We start from the raw sequence: 20743 nt of genomic DNA on the forward strand, positions 1-20743 counted from the left end.
ACACCGCCGAGGATGGCGCCGGTGGTGAAACCGGCCGACATCAAGGCCCCGTTCAGGCCCAGGGCCTTCTGCCGCAGCGGGCCCTCGGGGAAGGAGGTGGTCAGCAGGGACAGGCCGGCCGGGGTGACGGCCGCGGTGGCCAGGCCCTGGAAGACACGGGCCACGATGAGGACTTCCGGGCTGGTCGCCAGGCCGCCGGCCAGCGAGGCCAGGCCCAGCACGGCCAGACCGCCCATGAACAGCCGGCGCCGCCCGAACAGGTCCGCGACCCGCCCGAACAGCAGGGTGAACCCGGCCGCGCACAACGCGAACGCGGTCGCGATCCACTGCAGATGGGACAGCGAGAATCCCAGACCCTCACCGATCACCGGCAACGCCACGTTCAGGATCGAGAAGTCCACCGCCAGCATGAACTGCGCCACCAGCAGCACCACCAGCGTCAACCGCATCCGCGACGACAACCGCTCAGGCCCGGAACCACCCGGCCCCGCCACGACCGCCCCCTCCACCACACCATCAACAACAGACATGTCTCTTCTTCCTTTCTCAGTTCTTCACTGCGGCCAGGTCGTCGGGGCCGCGCCGAGTGCTGTCGAGTCCCGTCGCCATGTCGTGCCAGATCTGCCGGCAGCAGGCAGCCACGACGGCGACTGTCGCGATCTGATGCGCGGGGACCGCGGAGGCGATCCGGGCGGAACTCCGTTGTGCCGCCAGATGCAGGTCGAGAAGGCGCAGGAGAAGCCGTCCGTCGGCGGAATGCCGCAGTGACGGCTCACCGCACAGGCGTTTGACCAGCGCCGGGAAATCCGCCGGAGCCGCCCCCGCCACCGGGTCGTGCCGGGGTGGCGGCGACGTGTTCTCGCCGTTGCGGGCGGTCCGGGCCGTGCTCTCCGCGGACCTGCGCGGAATGGGTTCCTGTCCGTTCTCGATCCTTCGTTTCACGTCCCGCACCGTGGTGGGCGAGATACCGGCCAGACGCCCGACCTCGCGGAGCGAGGAGTCCGGCTCGCTGCGCAGGATCTCGGCCGCGCGCCGGCGACGTTCGTCCGCGTCGGTGGGGCGCAGACGCCCGTCGCGGCCGAGGCGATGCGTCGGGCCCGCCGCCTGCTGCGCGCCTTTGCGCAGGTCGGCGACGGTCCTCCGGGACAGCCCGGCGATCCCGGCGACGTAGCGGTCCGACCAGTGCGGATGAGCCGTCAGGAGGCGCCCGGCCGCCGCCGTGCGGTCGGAGAACGTCAGGGGAAGGCCGTGCCGGACGTTCTCCCGAACCGTCCGGACGAAGGCTTTCTCCAGTGGTTCGTCGCAGAATCGCACCGCTATGTGGGTGTCACCCCGCAGGTGTGCGGCGTGAAAGCGGTGGACACCGTCGAGGATTGCCATGGTGGGGCGATGGACCAGAATCGGCGGGAACTCACCGGATTCGGCGAGGGCCCGCGTGTGCCGGTCGTCCGGGCCGTCCAGCCTGACCTTGATGACGTTCTTCAGCGCGGTCAGCGGGACGCGGTACTCGGGTTCGAGTTCGGTATTTCCTTCCTGCGATCGCGCCGATCCCTTCCGGGCGTCCACCGCCTTTTCCCCGGCGGATTCGGTCCGGCTGCTTCTCTGTATTCGCTCGTGGACCATACGGAGGTCTCCTGTCGTAATCCATCCGGTGGAGCCGGACGACGACGACATCGCCAACTCGCTGAAGATGCCGACGTTCAACCGGCGCTCCGGGCGCAGTTGCACGCATCAGACGGTGAGCGCCGCCGGGTCGCGGCCCAGGAACTCGTGCAGCCACTCGACGAAGTCGGGGCCGAGGTCGCTGCGGTCGGCGGCGATCCGGACGACGGCGCGCAGGTAGTCGGCCCGGTCTCCGGTGTCGTAACGCCGTCCTGAGAACACCACCCCGTGCACGGGGTGTCCGTCGTGGACGAGCGTCCGGATGGCGTCGGTCAGCTGGATCTCGCCGCCGCGTCCGGGCGGGGTGTGCCGCAGAACGGGGAAGACCGCGGGGTCGAGGACGTAGCGGCCGATGACGGCCAGGTTGCTCGGGGCGGTGCCGGGTGCCGGCTTCTCGACGAGGTCGGTGACGCGCACGATGTCGCTTCCGTGCTCGCGCTCCACCGCGGCGCAGCCGTAGAGGTGGCTGCGTCCGGGGGAGACCTCCATGAGCGCGATCACCGATCCGCCGTGGCGGCGGCGTACCTGCCGCATCTGGGCGAGGAGCGGGTCACGGGGGTCGATGAGGTCGTCGCCGAGGAGGACGGCGAAGGGCTCGTCGCCCACGTGCGGGGCGGCGCACAGCACGGCGTGGCCCAGGCCGCGCGGGTCGCGCTGACGCGTGTAGTGGATGTCGGCGAGTTCGGTGGAGGCGTGGACGGAGGCGAGCCGGTCGGTGTCGCCCTTCTTCTCAAGGGCCAGTTCCAGCTCGCAGTTGCGGTCGAAGTGGTCCTCCAGGGCGCGCTTGTTGCGCCCGGTCACCATGAGGATGTCCCGCATCCCGACGCTGACGGCCTCCTCGACGACGTACTGGATGGCCGGCTTGTCCACCACCGGCAGCATCTCCTTGGGAGTGGCCTTGGTGGCGGGCAGGAAGCGGGTGCCCAGCCCCGCGACGGGGATGACCGCTTTCGTTATCTCACTCATGTTGGGTGTCCAAAGACTTGGGAGAGTGCCGTGATGCACGGCCCGGAGGGTCGCCCGTGACGACCCGGGCGAGGGTGCGGTACCGCCTCGCCGTCGGCGGTCAGTGTGCGCAGGAACGGCCTTGCCGCTGCGAGCACGGTGCGGCGAGCGGACGCTACTTAGGGGAGTCGGCGAAGAGTTCCGGCGGCCCCAGCCCCTCATCCACCCCCGGCGAGCCGGTCGTTCTGGGGCGCTTTCATGCCATTCACTGCCCCCGACTTGCCTAAGTCGCGCCGGATGGGCTTCCGCCCGCAGTAACATAAAGAACGCTATTTATGCTGGAGGGGTCAACGCCGCCCTGTGGGAGGGACTGTCAGATGACCGTGCTGTACGAGCCGGATCCGAGGGATCTGGCCGACCTCGGCGAGGCCCGTCAGCTGAACTCGTTCACCGACGCGGTCTTCGGCCGGCTGCCGCGCGCCGATCAGCGCAGGTGGGCCGAGCTGCACGTCAAGGCCCTGCTCCGGACGCCCGGGAAGAAGTCGGTGCGCAGGCTCGCGGACTCCGTCAGCGACTCGCCCACGGCGTCGCAGTCGATGCACCAGTTCGTCAACGCCAGCCCCTGGGACTGGCAGATGATCCGCCAGGACCTGCTGCGCTGGGTGGAGCGGACGACCGCCGCCACGGCGTGGGCGCTGGCACCGGCGTTCATCCCCAAGCGCGGCGAGCACTCGGTCGGCGTGCACCGGCGCTTCGACCCTTTCCTGGGCCGGTCCACCAAGTGCCAGTTGGGCATCGGACTGTTCCTCTGCGGCGACGAGGGCCCGCTCCCGGTCGACTGGAACCTCTACATCCCCGAGGACTGGGTGACGGACCCTCGACTGCGCACGCGGGTCCGGCTGCCCGAGGACGCCGGCGGGGCCCTGTGGTCCCAGGCCGCCGAACTCGTGCGCCGCGTCACCTCGTGGACCACCGGTCCGCAGGCCCCGCTCACCGCGGACCTGTCGTGGATGCCGGACCGCGGCTCCTTCCTCGCCCACCTGTCACGCGGTGAGCAGCCCTTCGTCGTCGAGGTTCCCGAGACCCTGACCGTGCGGTCGGCATCCGCTCCCCATCCCGCCTCCCCGCCCCTCAGCGTCCGCCGGCTGCTCGCCGCCCAGGGCAGCCCCATGACCAGCGGCGAGCAGCACCACGGCCTCGACATCCTGTCCCTGCCGGTGGTGCTGCCCGGCGCGGCCACGCGGCAGCCCAGGCTGCGCATGCTGGCCCAGCGGCGGACGGGCGGCCGGGGCAACCGGGTCTGGCTGACGAACCTCGTCGACCGGCCGCTGTCACAGATGCTGCCCCTGATGCGTCAGCCTCGTCTGGCGACCGCGGTCGTGAACTCCCTGAGCGGCGACTTCGGCTTACAGGACTTCGAGGGCCGCTCGTTCCCGGGCTGGCACCACCACGCGACACTGGTGTCCGCCGCTTTCACGCACTACCGGTTGCGTGGGGCCAGCGCGGATCGTGTCGGCGGCTGACCGGGCGCCCTGCCGACACGACTGCCCACTGCGCCGTTCGCGCGGCCGGTCGTTGCGATCGGTTCGGCTCTCCCGGGCCTCCTGGGCCTCCTGGGCCTGCCGGGCCTCCTTGGCCTGCCGGGCCTGCCGGGCCTGCCGGGCCTGCCGGGCCTGCCGGGCCTGCCGGGCCTGCCGGGCCTGCCGGGCCTCCTGGGCCTGCCGGGCCTGCCGGGCCTGCCGGGCCTGCCGGGCCTCCTGGGCCTGCCGGGCCTGCCGGGCCTGCCGGGCTCCCGGGCCTCCCGGGCCCCCGGGCCCCCTGTTCCCCGCCATGGCCCCGCGCGGCCCAGCCGTGCCCTGGTAAGCGCCCGCCTGCCACCGACGTGGACGTGGACGGGGGCGGGGCCGGGGACGGGGTCGTGTCCTCACAGTCGTCCGGCACCGGTACATCCGACGGCGGGCACGTGCCCTCGCACGTGCCCGCCCCCTGCGTCCGGCGGCAGAGGCCTGCTCCGCCCCGTCGTTCAGGGGGTGTCGGCGATGCTGCCCTGTGGGCCGGAGGCGAGACCGGTCAGGGCGGCCCGCCAGACCTCCTCGAAGTCGGGCGGGGTCGGGCTGGGCTGCCCGCAGGTGACACGGGCGTCGATCGCCACGCCCTCCACGAGGTGCCGGACGAGCTGGGTGGCCGTCCCCGGCTGCACCTCCTCGGACAGGTCTCCGCTCTTCCACGCGCTCTCGATGAGCCCTTCGAGTTCCCCGCGCCAGTCCGCCGGCCAGTCGGAGACGACGTGGCCCTCCGCGATCAGACGCGCCGCGGACCGGGCCTGGACGCTGCGGCGGAGTGTCGCCGCCACGGCCAGGACCAGGGACGACAGGTCGTGCAGCGGTCGGTCGGTGTGCGGACGCGCGGTGCGGATCCGCTGGAGTTCACCGACTCCCTCGTCCGCCACCGCCGCCGCCAGGGAGGCCTTGCTGCGGAAGTGGAAGGTCAGCGCTCCCATCGAGATGCCCGCGTCACCGCAGACCGAGGCCAGGGACGTACCGTCGTAACCGTGCCGGTCGAAGTTGCGTGCCGCGGCCAGGACCAGGTTGGTGCGCGTTCGGGTGGCTTGCTCTTTCTTCTTCATCATGGCCTCGGTGATCGCGGTGGAGAGGTGAGGGGCGGACATCGGAACATCGGGTCCGCGACCTCACCGGTGGTTCTGTCGACCGTGTCGGTCACGCGGTCCGGTCTCTCCGGGCCCGCGTACCAGGAGTCCTGACGTGGGGACGGGCGGACGACCCGGCGACCGGGCCAGGGGTTCGGCCCGGTCGCCGGGCATCCGGCCCGGGCGGTCATACGTCTTGACGGGGCGGCTCGGGTCAGGTCGGTCACGTACGTCCTCGGATGTCACCAGTGGTCGCAGGCGGCTGCGCGGTCCCGCGAACCGGGTTCTACGGGAGGCTCGACGATAGGACGGCTGCCGGAGGACGGGAATGAGAGGGGAAAGAATCCGGAACGTTTTCGGCAAGTCCAAGCCGAAACCGCCTCTGTTCGGCTATCTGGCGGTCCAGCCCCCGTCGACGGGGACGGCCGCCCCGGTGGTGAACGACGACCGGTCCGAGCAGAGCCAGGCGGCCGTCTGCGCGACCTCGCTCGGTGCCGCCAGCCGCTGCTGGATGGCGCGTTCGGTGAACGGCTTCAGCAGGGAGGGGGTGTTGGTCAGCACCTCGTGCATCAACTCGGTGCGGGTGCTGCCGACGACGAGCGCGTTCACCCGGATGCCCTGCTCCGCGTACTCGTCGGCGGCCGCCTTGCTGAGCCCGATGACGGCGTGCTTGGCGGCGATGTACGGAGCCGACGCCCCGGTCGCGCGCATCCCCGCCACGCTGGAGGTGTTGACGATGGCGCCGCCGCCGTGCTGGAGCATCACGGCTATCTGGGCGCGCATGGCGTTCCACACACCGCGGGCGTTGATGTCCATGATCCGGTCGTACTCGTCGTCCGCCATCAGGTGCATCGGGGTGCCGGTGGAGGTCCATCCCGCGTTGTTGAACGCGGCGTCGAGGCCGCCGTAGGAGTCCAGCGCCGCCTGTGCGACGTCCCGCATGTCGTCGGCGCGGGTGACGTCGGCCACGACGGCGGTCGCCTGCCCGCCGGCCGCCTCGACCTTGTCGACGACCTCCTGGAGCCGGTCCTTGCGTCGCGCGGCCAGTACCAGACGGGCGCCCTCCCGGCCGAAGAGCCGGGCCGCCGCAGCCCCGATCCCGCTGCTGGCCCCGGTGATGACGACGGACTTGCCGTGCAGCAGACCTCGTTCAGACATGACTCTCCTCGGACGTGCGTAGGTGTGGATGTCCTTCCGGCGGCCGGACGGGATCCGTCGACGCAGGGCGGCGAAGGACCCCGTACGACCTGTACGAACGGGCCGCCCGAGCGGTGCGGCGGGCGGGGTCGGGCGGGGCGGGCGGTCCTGGTTCCCGAGCCGGGATCAGGTGAAGTGATGCAGATGAGCGGAGGCCCACTGCGCGAAGGTGGTGGGCGCCCGTCCCGTCAGGCGCTCGACCGTGTCCGTGGTCGCGCTCTTGGCCCCGGCGGCCTGCCGTTCCGCGCTGGCCAGCAACGCGTCCGCCATCGCCGGCGGATACCGGCGCAGGTAGGCGGCGCGCGCTTCGCCCGGGGACAGTGCCCGGCACACCAGGGGCCGGCCCAGGAGGCCGGCCAGGATGCGGGTCTGGTCCTGGGCGGAGAGCGCCTGGGCGCCGGTGAGCTGGTACGACCGGCCGTGGTGGGTGTCGTCACCGAGGACGCGCGCGGCCACCTCGGCGATGTCCTGCGGTGCGATGCAGGCGTTGCGGCTGTGCGGGTGCAGCGCCTCGGTGGTCGCGCTGCCGCGGATGCCCGGAGCCCAGGCCAGGGCGTGCGTCATGAAGGACCGCGGCTGGAGCATGGTCCAGGGCAGGCCGCTGCCCTTGATGCGGTCCTCGTTCTCCCTCTGCCGCGTGGTGACGAGGTCATCGGCCGCCGGGTCGTGGACGGCGGCCGCGGAGAGTTTGACGATGTGTCCGACCGAGGCCTCCGCGGCCGCCCGGAGGATGTTCCGGTCGTGCTGGGGGCGCGTGGGGTCGTTCGTGACGACGAAGACCGCGTCCGCCCCGCGGAACGCCTCGAGGAGGCTCGCGGGCCGGTCGTAGTCGCAGACCACATGCCGTACCGCCGGCCGCGGGCCGCCCCGCGGGCCGTTCGAGCCGTCCGGCGGGCGTCGCTGCGGGACGCTGCGGCTGGTGAGGGTGAGCCGGTGCCCGGCCGTTGCCAGGTGACGGGCCACGAGCGGGGCGACCGTTCCGGTGGCCCCCGTCAGAACGATGTGCCGGACGATGTGCCGGGTCTCGCGCGCCGCCGCCGTCACGAGGTCCGGACCTGCTGCGGATCGACGACGATGTTGGCGCGCACGGCGGCGGGGGAGATGCTGGGCAGCAGCAGCGTCCACATGTCGCAGACGCGCTCCATCAGGTCGGATCGCCCGGTGGCGAGCTGCGAGTAGACCTGCATCCCGGTACAGGCGGCGACCACGAACCGGGCCAGACGGTCGGGGTCGGCCGTCTCCTCGAGCTCGCCGTCCACACGTGCCGTCTCCAGGAGACCGCGCATGAGCTTGCGCCAGTCCTCGAAGGACGTCGCGTCGTTCATGCCGTGGCTGCCCTGTTCGACCGCGAGGCGCACGCCGGCCCGCAATATCGGGTCGTGCTGCATGCGCTGTGCCCACACGAGCGTGATGTCGACCAGCCGCTGCAGGCCGGTGGAGTCGAGGTGCGGCTCGATGGTGGTGGCCTGAGCGTTCATCAGCGCCTCGGCCACGCCCTGCTTGGAGCCGAAGTGGAAGTACAGCGCGCCGAGGGTGAGCCCGGCGCGCTCCACGATCCGGGTGACGGCCGCCCCTTCGTAGCCTGCCTCGTCGAAGATCTCCGCGGCGGCCAGGAGGAGGCGCTGGCGGGTTCGTGCGGCGCGCTCTGCGTTGGCGGTCGTCATGGGGCATCCACTCCTCGACAAAAATAGAGAACGTATTTTATGTTAGCGCAGTCACCGCAGCCAGCGGCCAGTCACTCAGGGGGAGAGGCAGACCATGTTGCATGCGCACGGCACCGACTTAGACATGTCCCAGCTCAGCACCGCGGTACCGAGAGAACTCGTCCACAAACGGGCACACGCCGAGGTGCTGCTCACCGGCTGGACCACGCACACGGACAACCGGCACACGGTCCGTGCCCAGTGGCCCCGCTTCCACAGCTTCTACTGGCCCCGCGACCAGCGCTTCGACCCCATGCTGTTCGTCGAGACCGTGCGGCAGACCCTGCCGCTCCTGTCGCACACCGCGTACGGCGTTCCCTTCGGCAACCATCTGATCTGGGACGACTTCAGCTACCAGGTCGATCCGCTCGCCATGGCGGTCACGGAGTCACCCGCGGAGGTGGTGCTCGACGTCGTGTGCGAGGACGTGCGGATCAGGAACGGCAGTCTGCTGTCGATGGTCATGCACACCACCGCCTACCTGCACGGACAGCGCATGGGGACGGCCACCACCCGCTTCGCCAACCGCTCGCCCGCCCTCTACCGACGGCTGCGCGGGCCGAGGTACGACCTCGCGGCCGTGCGCCGCACCGCGCTGCCCCTGCCGCCGGCGCTGGAGCCCGCGGCGGTGGGTCACTGCCTGCCGTGCAACGTCGTCCTGGCCGGCGGCGCACCGGCGGACCGCCGGCAGTTGCGCGTCGACCTGGACCACCCGGTGCTGTTCGACCACCCCGTCGACCACGTCCCCGGCATGCTCCTCCTCGAGGCCGTGCGCCAGGCCGCGCACGCGCACCGGCCCGCCGAGACCGGCATGGTCACCGGTATGTCGGTCACCTTCGACCGCTGGGTGGAACTGGACCAGCCCAGCTGGGTGTCCGTGGCTCCGCCGGCCGGCGACCGTCTGAAGATCACCATCGAGCAGGGCCAGGAGGTCTGCCTGAGCGCCGAGGTGACGACCGCACAGCCGACCCCGGTACCCACTGCCGCGCGCGTACCCGTCCTCGCCTGAGCGACGTTCGCCCCGCCCATCGCGTCACCCGGGTCGCCGCCGGAGGGGCCCTTCCCCCTCCCGCCGCGTCACCCCACCGCCCGGCCACGCCCCGCACCCGCGGGAAGCGGTCCCCCACCCGCTCGGTCGTACGCGCCCTGCGGCCGGTCCACACTGATCACCGACACCGGCGCCCGCCCGTGCCCCGATCCGGTACTCCGCGGATCGGGCGCCCGGGCGGGCGCTGCGGTACGGCACGCGGTGCCTTCCGCCCCCACAACTCGTGGCCGTCCCCTACGGAACACCCGGCAGCTCCCCCTGGTTGACCACCCCGAACGGGATGTGGACGCTCGGGGTGGTCCGCGAGGTGCCCTCCAGGTGGCTCACCTGGTCGTCGAAGAAGATGTGCGGGCGCAGCACGTCCATGACCGAGCTCTTGTCGACGCCGCCGAGGAAGAAGGCGTCGTTGACGGTCACGCCCCAGTTGTTCAGGCTCAGGACGGCGCGTTCGTGCGCGGGGGCGTTGCGGGCGGTGACGATGGAGACGTGCACGCGGATCGCGTAGTCCGCGTCCTGGCGGCGCCGTTCCTCCTCCCTGCGCTGGAGTGTGTTGATCTCGCGCAGGAAGTCCCTCAGGGGCCCCGCGTCGTGAGGGGTGGCGACGTTCAGGGACTCGTGGGCGCGGAAGCCCTCCAGGCCGTCCTGCTGGAAGACGCGCTCCGACTCGTCGCTCGCGAGGACGCCGTCGAAGTCGAACGCGATCCGCAGGTCCTTGTCCTCGGGGTCGTCGGCCACCGCGGAGCCGAGGACCCGGCCCGCCGGCAGCCCCGACGCCACGGCCTCCCGGACGTCGTTGTCGTCCGCCGACAGGAACAGGGACATGTGCAGCGCCCGCATGAACCGGTGCGGCGCCCGCCCCTGCATGAAGACGGCCCGGCTGATGGGCAGGTCGTGGGCCTTGATGGACCGCATGACCCTCAGGCCGGTGTCGGGGTCGTTGCGGGAGAGGATGATCACCTCGACCAGCGGGTCGCCCTCGGGGGCCAGGTCGTTCAGGGACAGGATGCGGCGGATAAAGGGGAACGCGACGCCGGGACGCAGGGTGTTGTCCACGTTGTCGCGCTGGTAGGTGCGGTAACTCTCCTCGCCCTCCCGCCGGAACACGGCGTCGGACTCCGCCAGGTCGAACAGCGCGCTGGAGGCGATCCCGATGACCAGGCGGTTCTCGAGGCTGTACGGCGGCATGGTGGCTCCCCTCGTGCGGCGCCGCGGGTCGGCGGCGGGTGCGGCGCCGGCGCCGACTGTAGTCCCCCCGACCATGCGGCCAAACGGCCGAGCAGCCGAGCACCGGGCCGGTCACCGTACCGAAGTCCGCACCGAAGTCCGCACCGAAGTCCGCACCGAAGTCCGCACCGAAGTCCGCACCGAAGTCCGTACCGAAGTCCGCACCGAAGTCCGCACCGAAGTCCGCACCGACCCCCGAGCCCCCGGTGGCGCGGACCGGCCGGCGGCCATCAGGCCGGATCTCGCCCCGTAGCTGCGGAAGGCCCGTTGCTCCTACCCTGGAAGCCGCCGTCGGGGGAGGGTGGACGTGAGCCGCACCGCACCGCAACAGCCGTCCGGGCGCCGCCTGGAGGAGTCGATCGCCTGGGCGGTCAGAAACGCGGACGGCGTGGTGGCCATCGGCGTCGCCCTGGTCGTCGGCCTGATGGACATCCTGGACAAGGATTTCGAGAACAACATCGTCACCGGCTCCATCCTGCTCGTCCTCGCGGCGCTGGTGTACGGCTCGCTGACGGAGCGACGGCGGCGGCTGGCCGACATCAGGGACGCGACCGCGGAGACGAGCCGGGCGATCGAGGACCTCTCCATGGTGCGCACGCTGGCCGGTCCCGAGGTGGCGCTCGCGCACGAGCAGGCCCGGCGCTCCACCGCCCGCTGGGTGTTCAAGGGCGGCACGGGCACCTACCTGCGCGCCGTCACCCTGCCGGAGTGCGTGCTGGAGGCCCAGCGGCAGCGCCGCTCCCTCAGCGTGAAGATCGACATCGTGAACCCGGCCGACGACCGGGTCTGCGCGGCCTACGCGCGCTTCCGGCGCACCTTCGGCCACCGGCAGGAGGGCGGCGCGTACACGGCGTGGACCCCCGAGCGCACCCGGAAGGAGTCCTACGCCACCGTGGTCGCCGCCGCCTGGCACCGCCAGCGGCTGGACACGCTGGAGATCGACGTCCACCTGTCGTCGGTCGCGCCGACCCTGCGCTTCGACCTGTCCGACACCCGGCTGATCATCACCCAGGACGACCCGCGCCGCGTCAGCCTCTGCGTGGAGCGGGGACGGCCGCTGTACGACTACTACGTCACCGAGCTGCACCAGAGCCGGGAACAGGCGGTCAAGCTGGATCTGCGGGAGGCCACCGCGCTGAGCGACGAGCCGACCGTCGACGAGGTCAGACGCCTGCTCGACCGGCTCGGACTGCCGCTGCCGGCGAGTTTCACCGACCGTGACGTCGGCGACATCATCGACAAGGCGCTGCGGGCGGAGGACCCGTACCGACGGTAGCGCCGCTGTTGTGGGCGAGGGGGAGGGGGGAAACGATGGACTACCCGGCCCTGGAACGGGCCGCCCGGCAGGGCGCCGCCGGTGAGGCGATGCGGCAGGCCGCCGCGGAGTTGGAAGAGGTCGCCACCGGCCGGCGGGCGCTGCGCGCGGTGTGCCATCCGCTGGGGTTCGTCTGCCTGCCCGTCCTGCGGGACGGCGCGGACGGCGTGTGCGTGCACGTCTTCGGCCCGGCCGACCCGGTCCTGAGGGACCATCAGGTGCATTCGCACAGCTGGAACCTGACGAGCACCGTGCTGTACGGGCGGCTGGGCAACCGCCGGATGCGCGTCCACGAGGAGGCCGCGCAGCCCACCCACCGGGTGTTCGAGGTGCGCAGCGACCCCTCCGGTGTGGACGAACTGCGGCCCACCGACCGGCTGGTGCGCTGTCTGCCGGACGTCGAGCAGACCAGCGCGCGCGGCCAGACCTACGACCTTCCGGCGGGCGAGTTCCACACCACCGTGGTGCCGGACGGACGTCCGGCCGCCACCCTGGTGCTGGGGCGGACACTGCCCGGCCGGGCGGACCTCTCCCTGGGCCCGCTGCGGGCCCCGGGCCGCCGCATGGTCCGCCGGACCTGCGACGCGGCCCAGACCGCCCGGATCGCCCGGGCCGCCCTCAGGAGGATCCATGAGCCAGAACCCGACCCGCCCGACTGATCCCGCGGCCCCCTACGCCCGCGAGTGCCGTACGGCGGTGGCGGCGGCCGAGGAGGCCGGGGCGCTGCTGCGCTCCCGCTTCCCGGACGGTTTCGCCGCCCGCCCCAAGGGGGGACTCGGCGATGTCGTCACCGACCTGGACCTGCTGGCCGAGCAGGTCGTGGTGGGCCGCATCCGGGAGCGGTTCCCGCACGACCGGATCCTCGCCGAGGAGTCGGGGGAGGCCGGCGCCGCCGGGGAGCCGGGCGGCGACGGTGGCGGCCGCACCTGGCTGGTGGACCCGCTCGACGGCAGCAACAACGTGGTGATCGGGCTGCCCGTCTACGTGGTCGGTGTCGCCCTGTGCGTCGACGGGGCCCCGGTGGTGGGGGTGGTGCACGAGCCGGTGAGCGGGCGGACCTGGTCGGCGCGGCTGGGGTGCGGCGCGTACGGGCCGCGCGGACGGCTCGCGCCGGACGGCGGGGGCCGCCCGCCGTCCGCCGCCGGGCCGGTGCTGGCCTGGACCCAGGGGCACGCGGTCCGCCGCGACGACCGTGCCGCCCGCACCCTGCGGCACACCCTGGAACTCGGCTCCCGGCGGCTGCTCCAGCTCTGGGCACCGCTGCTGGCCTGGACCCTGCTGGCCCGCGGGGACATCGACGGCTTCGTCGGCTACCGCGCCGAGGCGATCGATCTGCCGGCGGGGGCGCTCCTGGCCCGCGAGGCCGGGGTCGCGGTGCGGCACCTCGACGGGCGCGAGTTCGGCGGGGACTTCCGGGCACCGGACACGGAGCGCTCCTTCGTCGCGGGGCGGCCGCAGACCCTGCCGTACCTGCTGGAGCTGGCGGCGGGCGCGGGCGCCGCGGAGAGCGGGCCGGTGACCGCCCCCGGCCTCAGCCCGTCACCGTCAGCGCCGCCACCGACGCCGTGACCGCCGCGACCGCGAGGACGGCGCCCGTCCCCATCAGCCGGGCCACCGGCACCCGTACCCCGTACGCATGGCACCGCTCGAACCACAGGAGGGTGGCCAGGGAGGCCCACGGCGTGACCACCGGGCCGACGTTGGTGCCCACGAGGAGCGCGAGCAGCTGGTCGTGGTTGCCGAGCGGGACGGCGGACTCGCCGGCCAGGTAGACGGGGAGGTTGTTCAGGACGTTCGACAGGCCGGCGCCCACTCCCGCCGCGCGGAGCATGCCCCCGAGGCCGCCGTCGTCGCCGACCGCGGCGGCCAGCAGGTCGTGCAGGCCGTTGGCGTTGACCGTCTCGACCACCAGGAACATGCCGGGGACCATGACCAGCAGCCGCCACGGCACGAGGGAGAGCCGCAGCGCGGAGCGGTCGCGGACCGCGAAGGCGGCGACCACGACCGCCGCGGCCGTCGCGGACGCGATCCACAGCTCGACGTCCGCGACCAGGATCGCCAGCAGGAACCCGCCGCAGGCCAGGGCGCAGGCCCGGAACAGCACCGGGTCGGCGGGCCGGTGCGGACCGGGCGGCACGTAACGGTCGGCGTCCACCGTCCGTACGCCCTGCCCTGCCGGGCCGTCCTCCGGCCCCCCTACGGCGTCCCCTACCAGGAGGCCGTCCTCCGGCCCCCCTACGGCGTCCCCCGCCAGGCCGCCTGCCCGCTCCCGTACGTCTGCCCGCTCCCGTACGTCTGCCCGCTCCCGTACGTCCGCCAGCCCCCGTACGTCCCCCTCGCGCGCCGCCCCCGGGCCGCCGCCCGCGCCGTGCGGGCCCGCCGCGGCGGACCGTCCGGCGCCCCGCCGTCCCCGGCGCCAGTAGAAGACCCACAGACAGGCCATCGTCACCGCGATCGCCGCCAGTTGCGGCGCCCACATGCGGCCCGCCAGGCCCAGCGGGGACAGGGCCACCCGGTCGGCGGCGAGCAGGTTCGTCAGGTTGGAGACCGGCAGCAGCAGACTCGCCGTGTTGGCCAGCCAGACCGTCGTCATCGCCAGGGGGACGGCCGCGATGCCGACGCGGGAGGCGAGGGCCAGCATCACCGGGGTCAGCAGGACCGCCGTGGTGTCCAGGTTCAGGGCGATCGTGGTGAGCGAGGCGAAGGCCACGCAGAGGAGGAAGAGCAGCGGGTAGCTGCCCCGGCCGGCGCGCGCGACACGGGCCGCCACCACGTCGAACACCTCGGCCCTGCTGGTCAGTTCGGCCAGCACGATCACCGTGCCGAGGAACGCCAGCAGCGGAGCGACACGGGCCGTCGCGTCGGCCGCCGAAGCGGTGGGCAGCAGCCCTGTGGCCAGGCACACCAGTCCGGTCGCGAGCAGACCGATCGCCAGCCGGTCCAGTACGTGCAGACGTCGAAAGCCACTCACGGGGGAAAGGCTCGCACATCCGTGCCCCCCTGTGACCGGGGCCCTTGCTCCCGCGGTTCCTTCGCCGGAGCCGTCCGGGCGGGATTCCGCCTGTGAAACCGGTGCATATCGACGCTCTCTCATTGCATCATGAATATATGGGGGAGCCTCAGAGCACCGGTCCGACAGCGCCGTTGGACTTCTTCGTCAGCTATTCGCCCGCGGACGAACGCTGGGCGTCCTGGATCGCCTGGACCCTGGAGGAGGCCGGCTACCGCACGGTCCTTCAGGCGTGGGACTTCGTCCCCGGCACCAACTTCGTGGACTTCATGGACCGGGGCGTCAGCGAGTCGGCCGCCGTCATCGCCGTGCTCTCGCGCAACTACGAGCGGTCCCGCTACGGCCGGATGGAGTGGCAGGCGGCCCTGCGCGCCGACCCGGACGTCCCCGAGCGCCGGCTGCTCACCGTACGGGTCGAGGACATCCCGGTGGAGGGACTGCTCGCCACCATCACCTACGTCGACCTGGTGCCCGTCACCGATCCGGCCGCCGCCCGAGAACTGCTCCTCACCCGGGTCCGCCAGGCCCTCGACGGCCGTGCCCGGCCCAGCCTGCGGCCGGACTACCCGGGCGGGAACGGGCCGTCGTCCCCGTCCCCGTCCGCCCCGCCGCCGCCCGTCCCGCCGCCCGTCCCGCCGCCGGGCCGGCCCCTCGGGCGGCCCGGCTGGGCCGGCCGGCGCAGACCGGCGGCGCCACCGGCGTACCCGCCCGCGTCCGCGGGCGCCCGGGGGCGCGAGGCGGTCACCGTGCTCCATCTGGCCGGCCCCGCCTTCGGACGCGGCCAGGACCCGGCCGAACTCCAGGCGGCCATCTGGGGCGACCTCGTCGAGCTCACCGACGCCGGCGCCCCCGCCCCCGACCTGCTGGTGGTGACCGGCGACCTGACCGCCTCCGGCAGCCCCCGCGAGGTCGACCAGGCGCTCGCCTTCCTCACCGGACTGCGCGCGCTCCTCGGCCTCGAACCGCACCGGGTCGCCGTCGTCCCCGGCGGCCGGGACGTCAACCAGGCCGCCTGCCAGGCCTACTTCAGCACCTGCGAGGCCGACGAGATGCCGCCCCGGCCGCCGTACTGGCCCAAGTGGCGGCACTTCTCCCGGCTCTTCCAGGAGCTGTACCAGGGCCTCGACACCGTCTTCGACAGCGACCAGCCCTGGACCCTGTTCCCCGTGCCCGAACTGCGCACCGTGGTCGCCGGGCTCAACTCGTCCATGGCCCACAGCCACCGCCTCGACGACCGGTACGGCCTGGTCGGACCCGAGCAGGCCGCCTGGTTCGCCCAGGCGCTGCGCCCGTACGAGGAGGAGGGGTGGCTGCGCATCGGGGCGCTGCGGCATCCGCCCGGAACGGCGCGCGGCGGCGCCGCCGACGGGGACGGGCCGCTGCGCGACACCGACGTCCTCGCCCGGCTCACCGCGCCCCGGCTGCACCTGCTCCTGCACGGCCCGGCGGACCCCGGCACCCGCCCCGGCCTCACCACCTCCTCCGGCGAACTGCCGCTCCTGGGCGCCGCCGGACCCGGCCGGCACCGGCTGCTGCACATCGGCGGTGACGCACTGGCGCTCTGGGACGGGCCCCGCGAGCCGGAACGGCGGGAGGCGCGGTGGCGGCGGGCCCACGGCGTGTTCGGCGCCGGCCCGGACCGGCCGAGCCCCGACGGCCGGGCACCGGGACCGGACCTCCCGGCGGATCCCGGCCTCCCCGCGGACCCCGAGCCGCGCGCCCTGCAGTCCCCGGCCGAGCTGCTGCTCGACCGCGTCGCCGAGGTCTGCCGCACCCGGCACGAGGGGGCCCAGATCCGCCCGGTGGCCGGAGCCGTGCCGCAACTCCTCGTCACCTGGGAGCAGTCGGGCTTCGTCCGCCAGCAGCGGGTCGCCGTGCACACCGGCACCCCGACCGCCGAGGACGTCGACCGGGTCGTCGCCCTGGTCCACGCGGCGGACTCCGAGACCGAGGCCGAACTCGTCCACGACGGCCCGCCGCCCGCCCGCGAACTGCGCGACCTGGCCCGCCGCAGAGGCGTCCGGGTCCGCAGCTTCACCGAGTTCCAGGGCCTGCTCGACCTGCGCGGCTACGTCGCCGCCCAGAGCGAGCGGCTGCGCACCGACCCCCGCTACCCCCCGGGCATGTACCTGCCGCAGCGGTACCGGGAGGTGGAGCGCCTCGGCTCGGAGGAGCACGACGGCCTGGTCGACGCCATGCTCCGCCTCCTCGACTCCGACCAGGGCCGCTTCCTGCTGCTCCTCGGCGACTTCGGACACGGCAAGACCTTCGCGCTGCGCGAGCTGGCCCGCCGCGTCCCGGCCGAACTGCCGCACCTGGTCCCGCTGCTGGTGGAGCTGAACGCGCTGGACCGGGCCTACTCCTTCGAGGGCCTGGTCGCCGCGCACCTCGCCGCCCACGGCGTCGACACCATCGACCTGCGCGCCTTCCGCTACATGCTCCAGCAGGGCCGGATCGTGCTGCTCTTCGACGGCTTCGACGAACTGGTCACCCAGGTCACCTACGACCGCGCCGCCGAGCGGCTCCAGGTCCTGCTGGACTCCGCCGTCGACAGCGCGAAGATCGTCGTCAGCAGCCGCACCCAGCACTTCCGCTCCCAGGGCCAGGTGCTGACCGCCCTCGGCGAACGCGTCGGCCTCCTCCCGCACCGCAGGGTGCTGGCCGTCCAGGAGTTCACCCCGCGCCAGATCCACGCCTACCTGGTCAACCGCTACGACGGCGACGAACGCGCCGCCGACCGCCGGGTGCGGCTCCTCGACGCCATCCCCGACCTGCTCGCCCTGTGCCGCAACCCCCGGCTGCTCGGCTTCGTCGCCGACCTCGACGACGACCAGCTCCGCGCGGTCGCCGGAGCCGGCCGGGCGCTCAGCCCCGCCGGCCTCTACGACGAGGTCCTCACCGCCTGGCTCGGCTTCGAGGCCCAGCGCGCCGGCGGCCCCGGCCGGGCCCCGGGACTCGGCCTGGACCAGCTGTGGAGCGCGGTCACCGCGCTCGCCCTGCGGCTGTGGGAGAGCGGCCAGGACTCACTGCGCCTGGACGAGCTCACCGATGTCGCCGAGACCCTCGGCGGGCTCACCGACAGCCGGCTGTCCGTGCCGCAGGCCGCCCACGCGGTCGGCTCCGGAAGCCTGCTGGTGCGCAGCGACGACGGGGTGTTCCGGTTCATCCACGGCTCGGTGACGGAGTGGCTCGTCGCCCGCGCCTGCGCCCTGCGGCTCGCCGCCGGGGACCCCGCGCTGCTGGCGAGGCGGCCGCTGAGCCGCCTCGCCGTGGAGTTCCTGTGCGACCTCGCCGACCACCGCGCCTGCCAGGAGTGGGCCGAACAGGCCCTGGGCGGCGACGAGGGCGAGGAGACCGCCCGCGCCAACGCGGTGAAGATCCTCGCCCGGCTGCGCGTCCCCGCCCACACCGACCTGCGCGGCGCCGCCCTCGCCGGCGAGGACCTGTCGTACCGCGACTTCTCCGGCGTCGACCTCACCCGCGCCGACCTCACCGACGCCCGCCTGGTCGGCGCCAACCTCTCCGGCGCCGTGCTGCGCGACGCCCGGCTGACCGGCGCCCGCCTCGACGGCGCCGACCTCACCGGTGCCGACCTGCGCGGCGCCGACCTGCGGCGGGCGCGGCTGATCCGCACCGACCTGACCGGCGCCCGGGTCGAGGGCGGCCGGTGGCGGCGGGCGGCGCTCGTCGCGGCGACCTGCGGCCCCGACCTGCCCGGCACCCCCGAGCTGGCGGTCGCCGCCCTCGCCCCCGGCATGGCCGTCGACTCCGGCTTCCGGCCCTCCGCCGTCGGCGTGCCGTACGGCTTCGACATGCGCACCAGCCGGCTGCCGGAGCCCATCTCCTACAGCCCCGACGGCGAACTCCTCGCGGTCGGCAGCGAGGACGGCGGAGTGCTGGTCTGCGACGCCGCCACCGGCACCGCCCTGCGCACCCTGAAGGGCCACACCGACCGCGTCTACGCCGTCAAGTTCCGCGAGCGGGTGCTGGCCACCGGCAGCGCCGACGGGACCGTACGGCTCTGGGACCCGGTGTCCGGCGTGTGCCGGCACCGGCTGGAGATCCACCCGGCGGGCGTCTGGCCGGTCGTCCTCGACGCCGAGGGGGCGCTGCTGGCGACCGGGGACGCCGACGGCGTGGTCACCCTGTGGGACACGGCCACGGGCGAGGCGCTGCACCGGCTGCCCGGGCACGCCGCGCCCGTCTACACGGTCGCCTTCGGGCCGGGCGGCGCCACCCTGGTCACCGGCGACGCCTCCGCCGCCGTACGGCTGTGGGACCTCGCCGACGGGCGGCCGGCCGGGGAGCTGCCCGGCCACCGGGGCGCGGTGTTCCGGGCCCGGTTCAGCCCGGACGGCACCCTGCTCGCCACCGGCGACATGGGCACCGGGCGGGCCGGCACGGTCCGGGTGTGGGACGTGGCCGGGCGGCGGGTGCTGCACACGTTCACCGGGCACGCGGGGCGCGTCTACACGCTGGACTTCCATCCCGGCGGCCGGTTCCTGGTGAGCGGCGACACCGAGGGCGAGGTGCGGCTGTGGGACCTGGCCGCCGGGGCCGGCGCGGGGCTGCTCGGCGGCTGCCGGGGCGCGGTGTACCAGGTGCTGTTCGACCCCGACGGGACGCTGCTCGCCGCCGGGGACAGCCAGGGCGTCGTCCGGCTGTGGCGCGTCACGCCGGACGCCGACCCGGTCGCCGTGCCCCTCGGCCGGCAGCCCGCGGAACACCGGGGCTCGGTCTGGGTGTGCAAGTTCCGCCCGCACGGCGACGCACCCGCCCCGGAGGCCGCCTCCCTGCTGGTGACCGGCGCCAACGACGGCGTCGTACGCCTGTGGGACCCGGCCACCGGCCAGGGCCGGCGCATCCTGCGCGGCCACGGGCGGCGGATCGGCAGCCTGTCCTTCAGCGCCGACGGCTCCCTGCTGGCGGTCGGCGCCAACGACGGCCACGTCCGGATCTGGCACGCCGCCACCGGGCGGCGGCTGCGGGACCTGACCGGGCACAGCGACCGCCTGGTCTCCGCCGCGTTCAGCCCGGCCGATCCCGCCCTGCTGGCCACCGCGAGCAGCGACGGCGACCTGTACCTGTGGAACGCCGGGACCGGCGAGTACCAGCGCGAGATGGACGTCGAGACGGACCACGTGTGGGCCGAGGCGTTCAGCGCGGACGGCACCCTGGTGGCCACCGCCAACGACGACGACACCGTACGGCTCTGGTACCGGGCCACCGGCGCCCACGTCGTCACCGTCACCGAGCACTACGGCCGGGTCCGCTCCATCGACTTCCGGCCTGACGGGGCGGTCCTCGCCACCGGCTGCGACGACCGCAAGGTGCGGATCTGGGACCTGGCCGCCCGCCGCGTCACCGCCGTTCTCGACGGGCACGCCGACCGGGTGTACGCGGTCGCGTTCGCGCCCGACGGCTCCTGGCTGGCCAGCGCCTCCTGGGACGGGCAGGCGGTGATCTGGCGGGACGGGGCGGTCGCCCACCGGCTGACCGGGCACACCGGCAAGCTGTGGACGGCCGCCGCGCATCCGCTGCGCCCCCTGCTGGCGACCGCCGGCGACGACCGGACGGTCCGTCTGTGGGACCCGCGCACCGGACGCGCCACCGCCGTCCTGACCGGCCACACCGGGCGTGTGCTGGCGGTCGCGTTCAGCCCCGACGGCTCCCTGCTCGCCAGCGGCGGCGAGGACGGCACGGTACGGCTGTGGAACGTCCCCGGCGGCGCCCCGGCCGGCCTGCGCGCCACCCTCGTCGGACTGCCGGGCGGCTGGGCGGCGCTGTCGCCGTCCGGCGGCTACAAGTTCGAGGGCGACGTCACGGGCGAGTTCTGGCACGCGGTGGGCATGTGCCGGTTCGAGCCCGGGGAACTGGACGGGCACCTGCCCGGGGTGCGGAACGTGCCGCTGGAGGAGCCCTTGGGCTGAGGGACGCGCCCCTCACTCCTCGGCGCCCCTCGCCGGGCCGCGCCGACGGAGTCCCCGGAAAT

General features: G+C 73.7%; 15 protein-coding genes. 6 read left to right on the forward strand and 9 right to left on the reverse strand.

Annotated features, from left to right (window positions below):
• The 3 genes from ACFV9M_RS33740 to galU all read right to left on the reverse strand — a co-directional run.
• A partial coding sequence (locus ACFV9M_RS33740; protein ID WP_385102618.1) for an MFS transporter occupies positions 1 to 530 on the reverse strand: 530 nt, incomplete at its 3' end.
• 16 nt (positions 531 to 546) lie between these two features.
• Entirely contained in the window at positions 547 to 1566 is a 1020-nt protein-coding gene (locus ACFV9M_RS33745) for a hypothetical protein (protein WP_385074825.1), read from the reverse strand.
• 165 nt (positions 1567 to 1731) lie between these two features.
• Entirely contained in the window at positions 1732 to 2628 is an 897-nt protein-coding gene (gene galU / locus ACFV9M_RS33750) for a UTP--glucose-1-phosphate uridylyltransferase GalU (protein ID WP_385074828.1), read from the reverse strand.
• Positions 2629 to 2984: 356 nt separating this feature from the next.
• Between galU and ACFV9M_RS33755 the strand changes: the two genes are divergently transcribed.
• Positions 2985 to 4130 carry an IS701 family transposase gene (locus ACFV9M_RS33755; RefSeq protein WP_385074831.1) on the forward strand — a complete coding sequence of 382 codons (1146 nt, stop codon included), beginning with the start codon at positions 2985 to 2987 and terminating at the stop codon, positions 4128 to 4130.
• A gap of 500 nt (positions 4131 to 4630) precedes the next feature.
• Here ACFV9M_RS33755 and ACFV9M_RS33760 read toward each other — a convergent pair whose 3' ends face one another.
• The 4 genes from ACFV9M_RS33760 to ACFV9M_RS33775 all read right to left on the reverse strand — a co-directional run bounded on the left by ACFV9M_RS33760 (position 4631) and on the right by ACFV9M_RS33775 (position 8115).
• The gene (locus ACFV9M_RS33760) at positions 4631 to 5275 is read right to left on the reverse strand and encodes a TetR family transcriptional regulator (RefSeq protein WP_385074833.1); all 645 of its coding nucleotides are present in this window, start codon (positions 5273 to 5275) and stop codon (positions 4631 to 4633) included.
• A gap of 369 nt (positions 5276 to 5644) precedes the next feature.
• On the reverse strand, positions 5645 to 6412 hold the full coding sequence (locus tag ACFV9M_RS33765) for an SDR family NAD(P)-dependent oxidoreductase (protein ID WP_385074837.1): 768 nt from the start codon (positions 6410 to 6412) through the stop codon (positions 5645 to 5647).
• A 165-nt stretch (positions 6413 to 6577) separates the two neighbouring features.
• Complete coding sequence (locus ACFV9M_RS33770; protein WP_385074840.1) at positions 6578 to 7495, reverse strand: NAD(P)H-binding protein; 918 nt, start codon at positions 7493 to 7495, stop codon at positions 6578 to 6580.
• Entirely contained in the window at positions 7492 to 8115 is a 624-nt protein-coding gene (locus tag ACFV9M_RS33775) for a ScbR family autoregulator-binding transcription factor (RefSeq protein ID WP_385074843.1), read from the reverse strand. The genes ACFV9M_RS33770 and ACFV9M_RS33775 overlap by 4 nt, the downstream gene beginning before the upstream one ends.
• Before the next feature lie 124 nt (positions 8116 to 8239).
• Between ACFV9M_RS33775 and ACFV9M_RS33780 the strand changes: the two genes are divergently transcribed.
• Complete coding sequence (locus ACFV9M_RS33780) at positions 8240 to 9163, forward strand: ScbA/BarX family gamma-butyrolactone biosynthesis protein (protein WP_385074846.1); 924 nt, start codon at positions 8240 to 8242, stop codon at positions 9161 to 9163.
• 273 nt (positions 9164 to 9436) lie between these two features.
• On the opposite strand, the gene ACFV9M_RS33785 is transcribed toward ACFV9M_RS33780, so the two are convergent.
• The gene (locus ACFV9M_RS33785) at positions 9437 to 10387 is read right to left on the reverse strand and encodes a 5'-nucleotidase (RefSeq protein WP_385074849.1); all 951 of its coding nucleotides are present in this window, start codon (positions 10385 to 10387) and stop codon (positions 9437 to 9439) included.
• Between the two features lie 346 nt (positions 10388 to 10733).
• Between ACFV9M_RS33785 and ACFV9M_RS33790 the strand changes: the two genes are divergently transcribed.
• From ACFV9M_RS33790 to ACFV9M_RS33800, 3 genes are read left to right on the forward strand one after another with little or no spacing between them, the layout of a single operon-like run.
• The gene (locus ACFV9M_RS33790) at positions 10734 to 11702 is read left to right on the forward strand and encodes a hypothetical protein (protein ID WP_385074852.1); all 969 of its coding nucleotides are present in this window, start codon (positions 10734 to 10736) and stop codon (positions 11700 to 11702) included.
• Positions 11703 to 11737: 35 nt separating this feature from the next.
• The gene (locus ACFV9M_RS33795) at positions 11738 to 12400 is read left to right on the forward strand and encodes a hypothetical protein (protein WP_385074854.1); all 663 of its coding nucleotides are present in this window, start codon (positions 11738 to 11740) and stop codon (positions 12398 to 12400) included.
• Positions 12372 to 13310, forward strand: coding sequence for an inositol monophosphatase family protein (locus tag ACFV9M_RS33800; RefSeq protein WP_385074857.1), 939 nt, complete (start codon positions 12372 to 12374; stop codon positions 13308 to 13310). Before ACFV9M_RS33795 ends, ACFV9M_RS33800 begins: the two co-directional genes overlap by 29 nt.
• On the opposite strand, the gene ACFV9M_RS33805 is transcribed toward ACFV9M_RS33800, so the two are convergent.
• Positions 13273 to 14712: an SLC13 family permease gene (locus tag ACFV9M_RS33805; protein WP_385074860.1), complete on the reverse strand. Its 1440-nt coding sequence runs from the start codon at positions 14710 to 14712 to the stop codon at positions 13273 to 13275. The two genes, ACFV9M_RS33800 and ACFV9M_RS33805, sit on opposite strands and share 38 nt — an antisense overlap.
• 137 nt (positions 14713 to 14849) lie before the next feature.
• On the opposite strand from ACFV9M_RS33805, the gene ACFV9M_RS33810 reads away from it, so the two are divergent.
• Positions 14850 to 20681 (forward strand): TIR domain-containing protein, encoded by a 5832-nt coding sequence (locus tag ACFV9M_RS33810; RefSeq protein WP_385074863.1) that lies wholly within the window; start codon positions 14850 to 14852, stop codon positions 20679 to 20681.
• The last annotated feature ends 62 nt before the right edge of the window (positions 20682 to 20743 follow it).

It is taken from the genome of Streptomyces sp. NPDC059895 (assembly GCF_042731035.1).
Lineage (GTDB): Bacteria > Actinomycetota > Actinomycetes > Streptomycetales > Streptomycetaceae > Streptomyces.

Coding starts and splice junctions, on each gene's coding strand:
- galU (WP_385074828.1), bottom strand. CDS start 2,628: ATGAGTGAGATAACGAAAGCGGTCATCCCCGTCGCGGGGCTGGGCACC.
- ACFV9M_RS33755 (WP_385074831.1), top strand. CDS start 2,985: ATGACCGTGCTGTACGAGCCGGATCCGAGGGATCTGGCCGACCTCGGC.
- ACFV9M_RS33760 (WP_385074833.1), bottom strand. CDS start 5,275: ATGTCCGCCCCTCACCTCTCCACCGCGATCACCGAGGCCATGATGAAG.
- ACFV9M_RS33765 (WP_385074837.1), bottom strand. CDS start 6,412: ATGTCTGAACGAGGTCTGCTGCACGGCAAGTCCGTCGTCATCACCGGG.
- ACFV9M_RS33775 (WP_385074843.1), bottom strand. CDS start 8,115: ATGACGACCGCCAACGCAGAGCGCGCCGCACGAACCCGCCAGCGCCTC.
- ACFV9M_RS33780 (WP_385074846.1), top strand. CDS start 8,240: ATGTCCCAGCTCAGCACCGCGGTACCGAGAGAACTCGTCCACAAACGG.
- ACFV9M_RS33785 (WP_385074849.1), bottom strand. CDS start 10,387: ATGCCGCCGTACAGCCTCGAGAACCGCCTGGTCATCGGGATCGCCTCC.
- ACFV9M_RS33795 (WP_385074854.1), top strand. CDS start 11,738: ATGGACTACCCGGCCCTGGAACGGGCCGCCCGGCAGGGCGCCGCCGGT.
- ACFV9M_RS33800 (WP_385074857.1), top strand. CDS start 12,372: ATGAGCCAGAACCCGACCCGCCCGACTGATCCCGCGGCCCCCTACGCC.
- ACFV9M_RS33810 (WP_385074863.1), top strand. CDS start 14,850: ATGGGGGAGCCTCAGAGCACCGGTCCGACAGCGCCGTTGGACTTCTTC.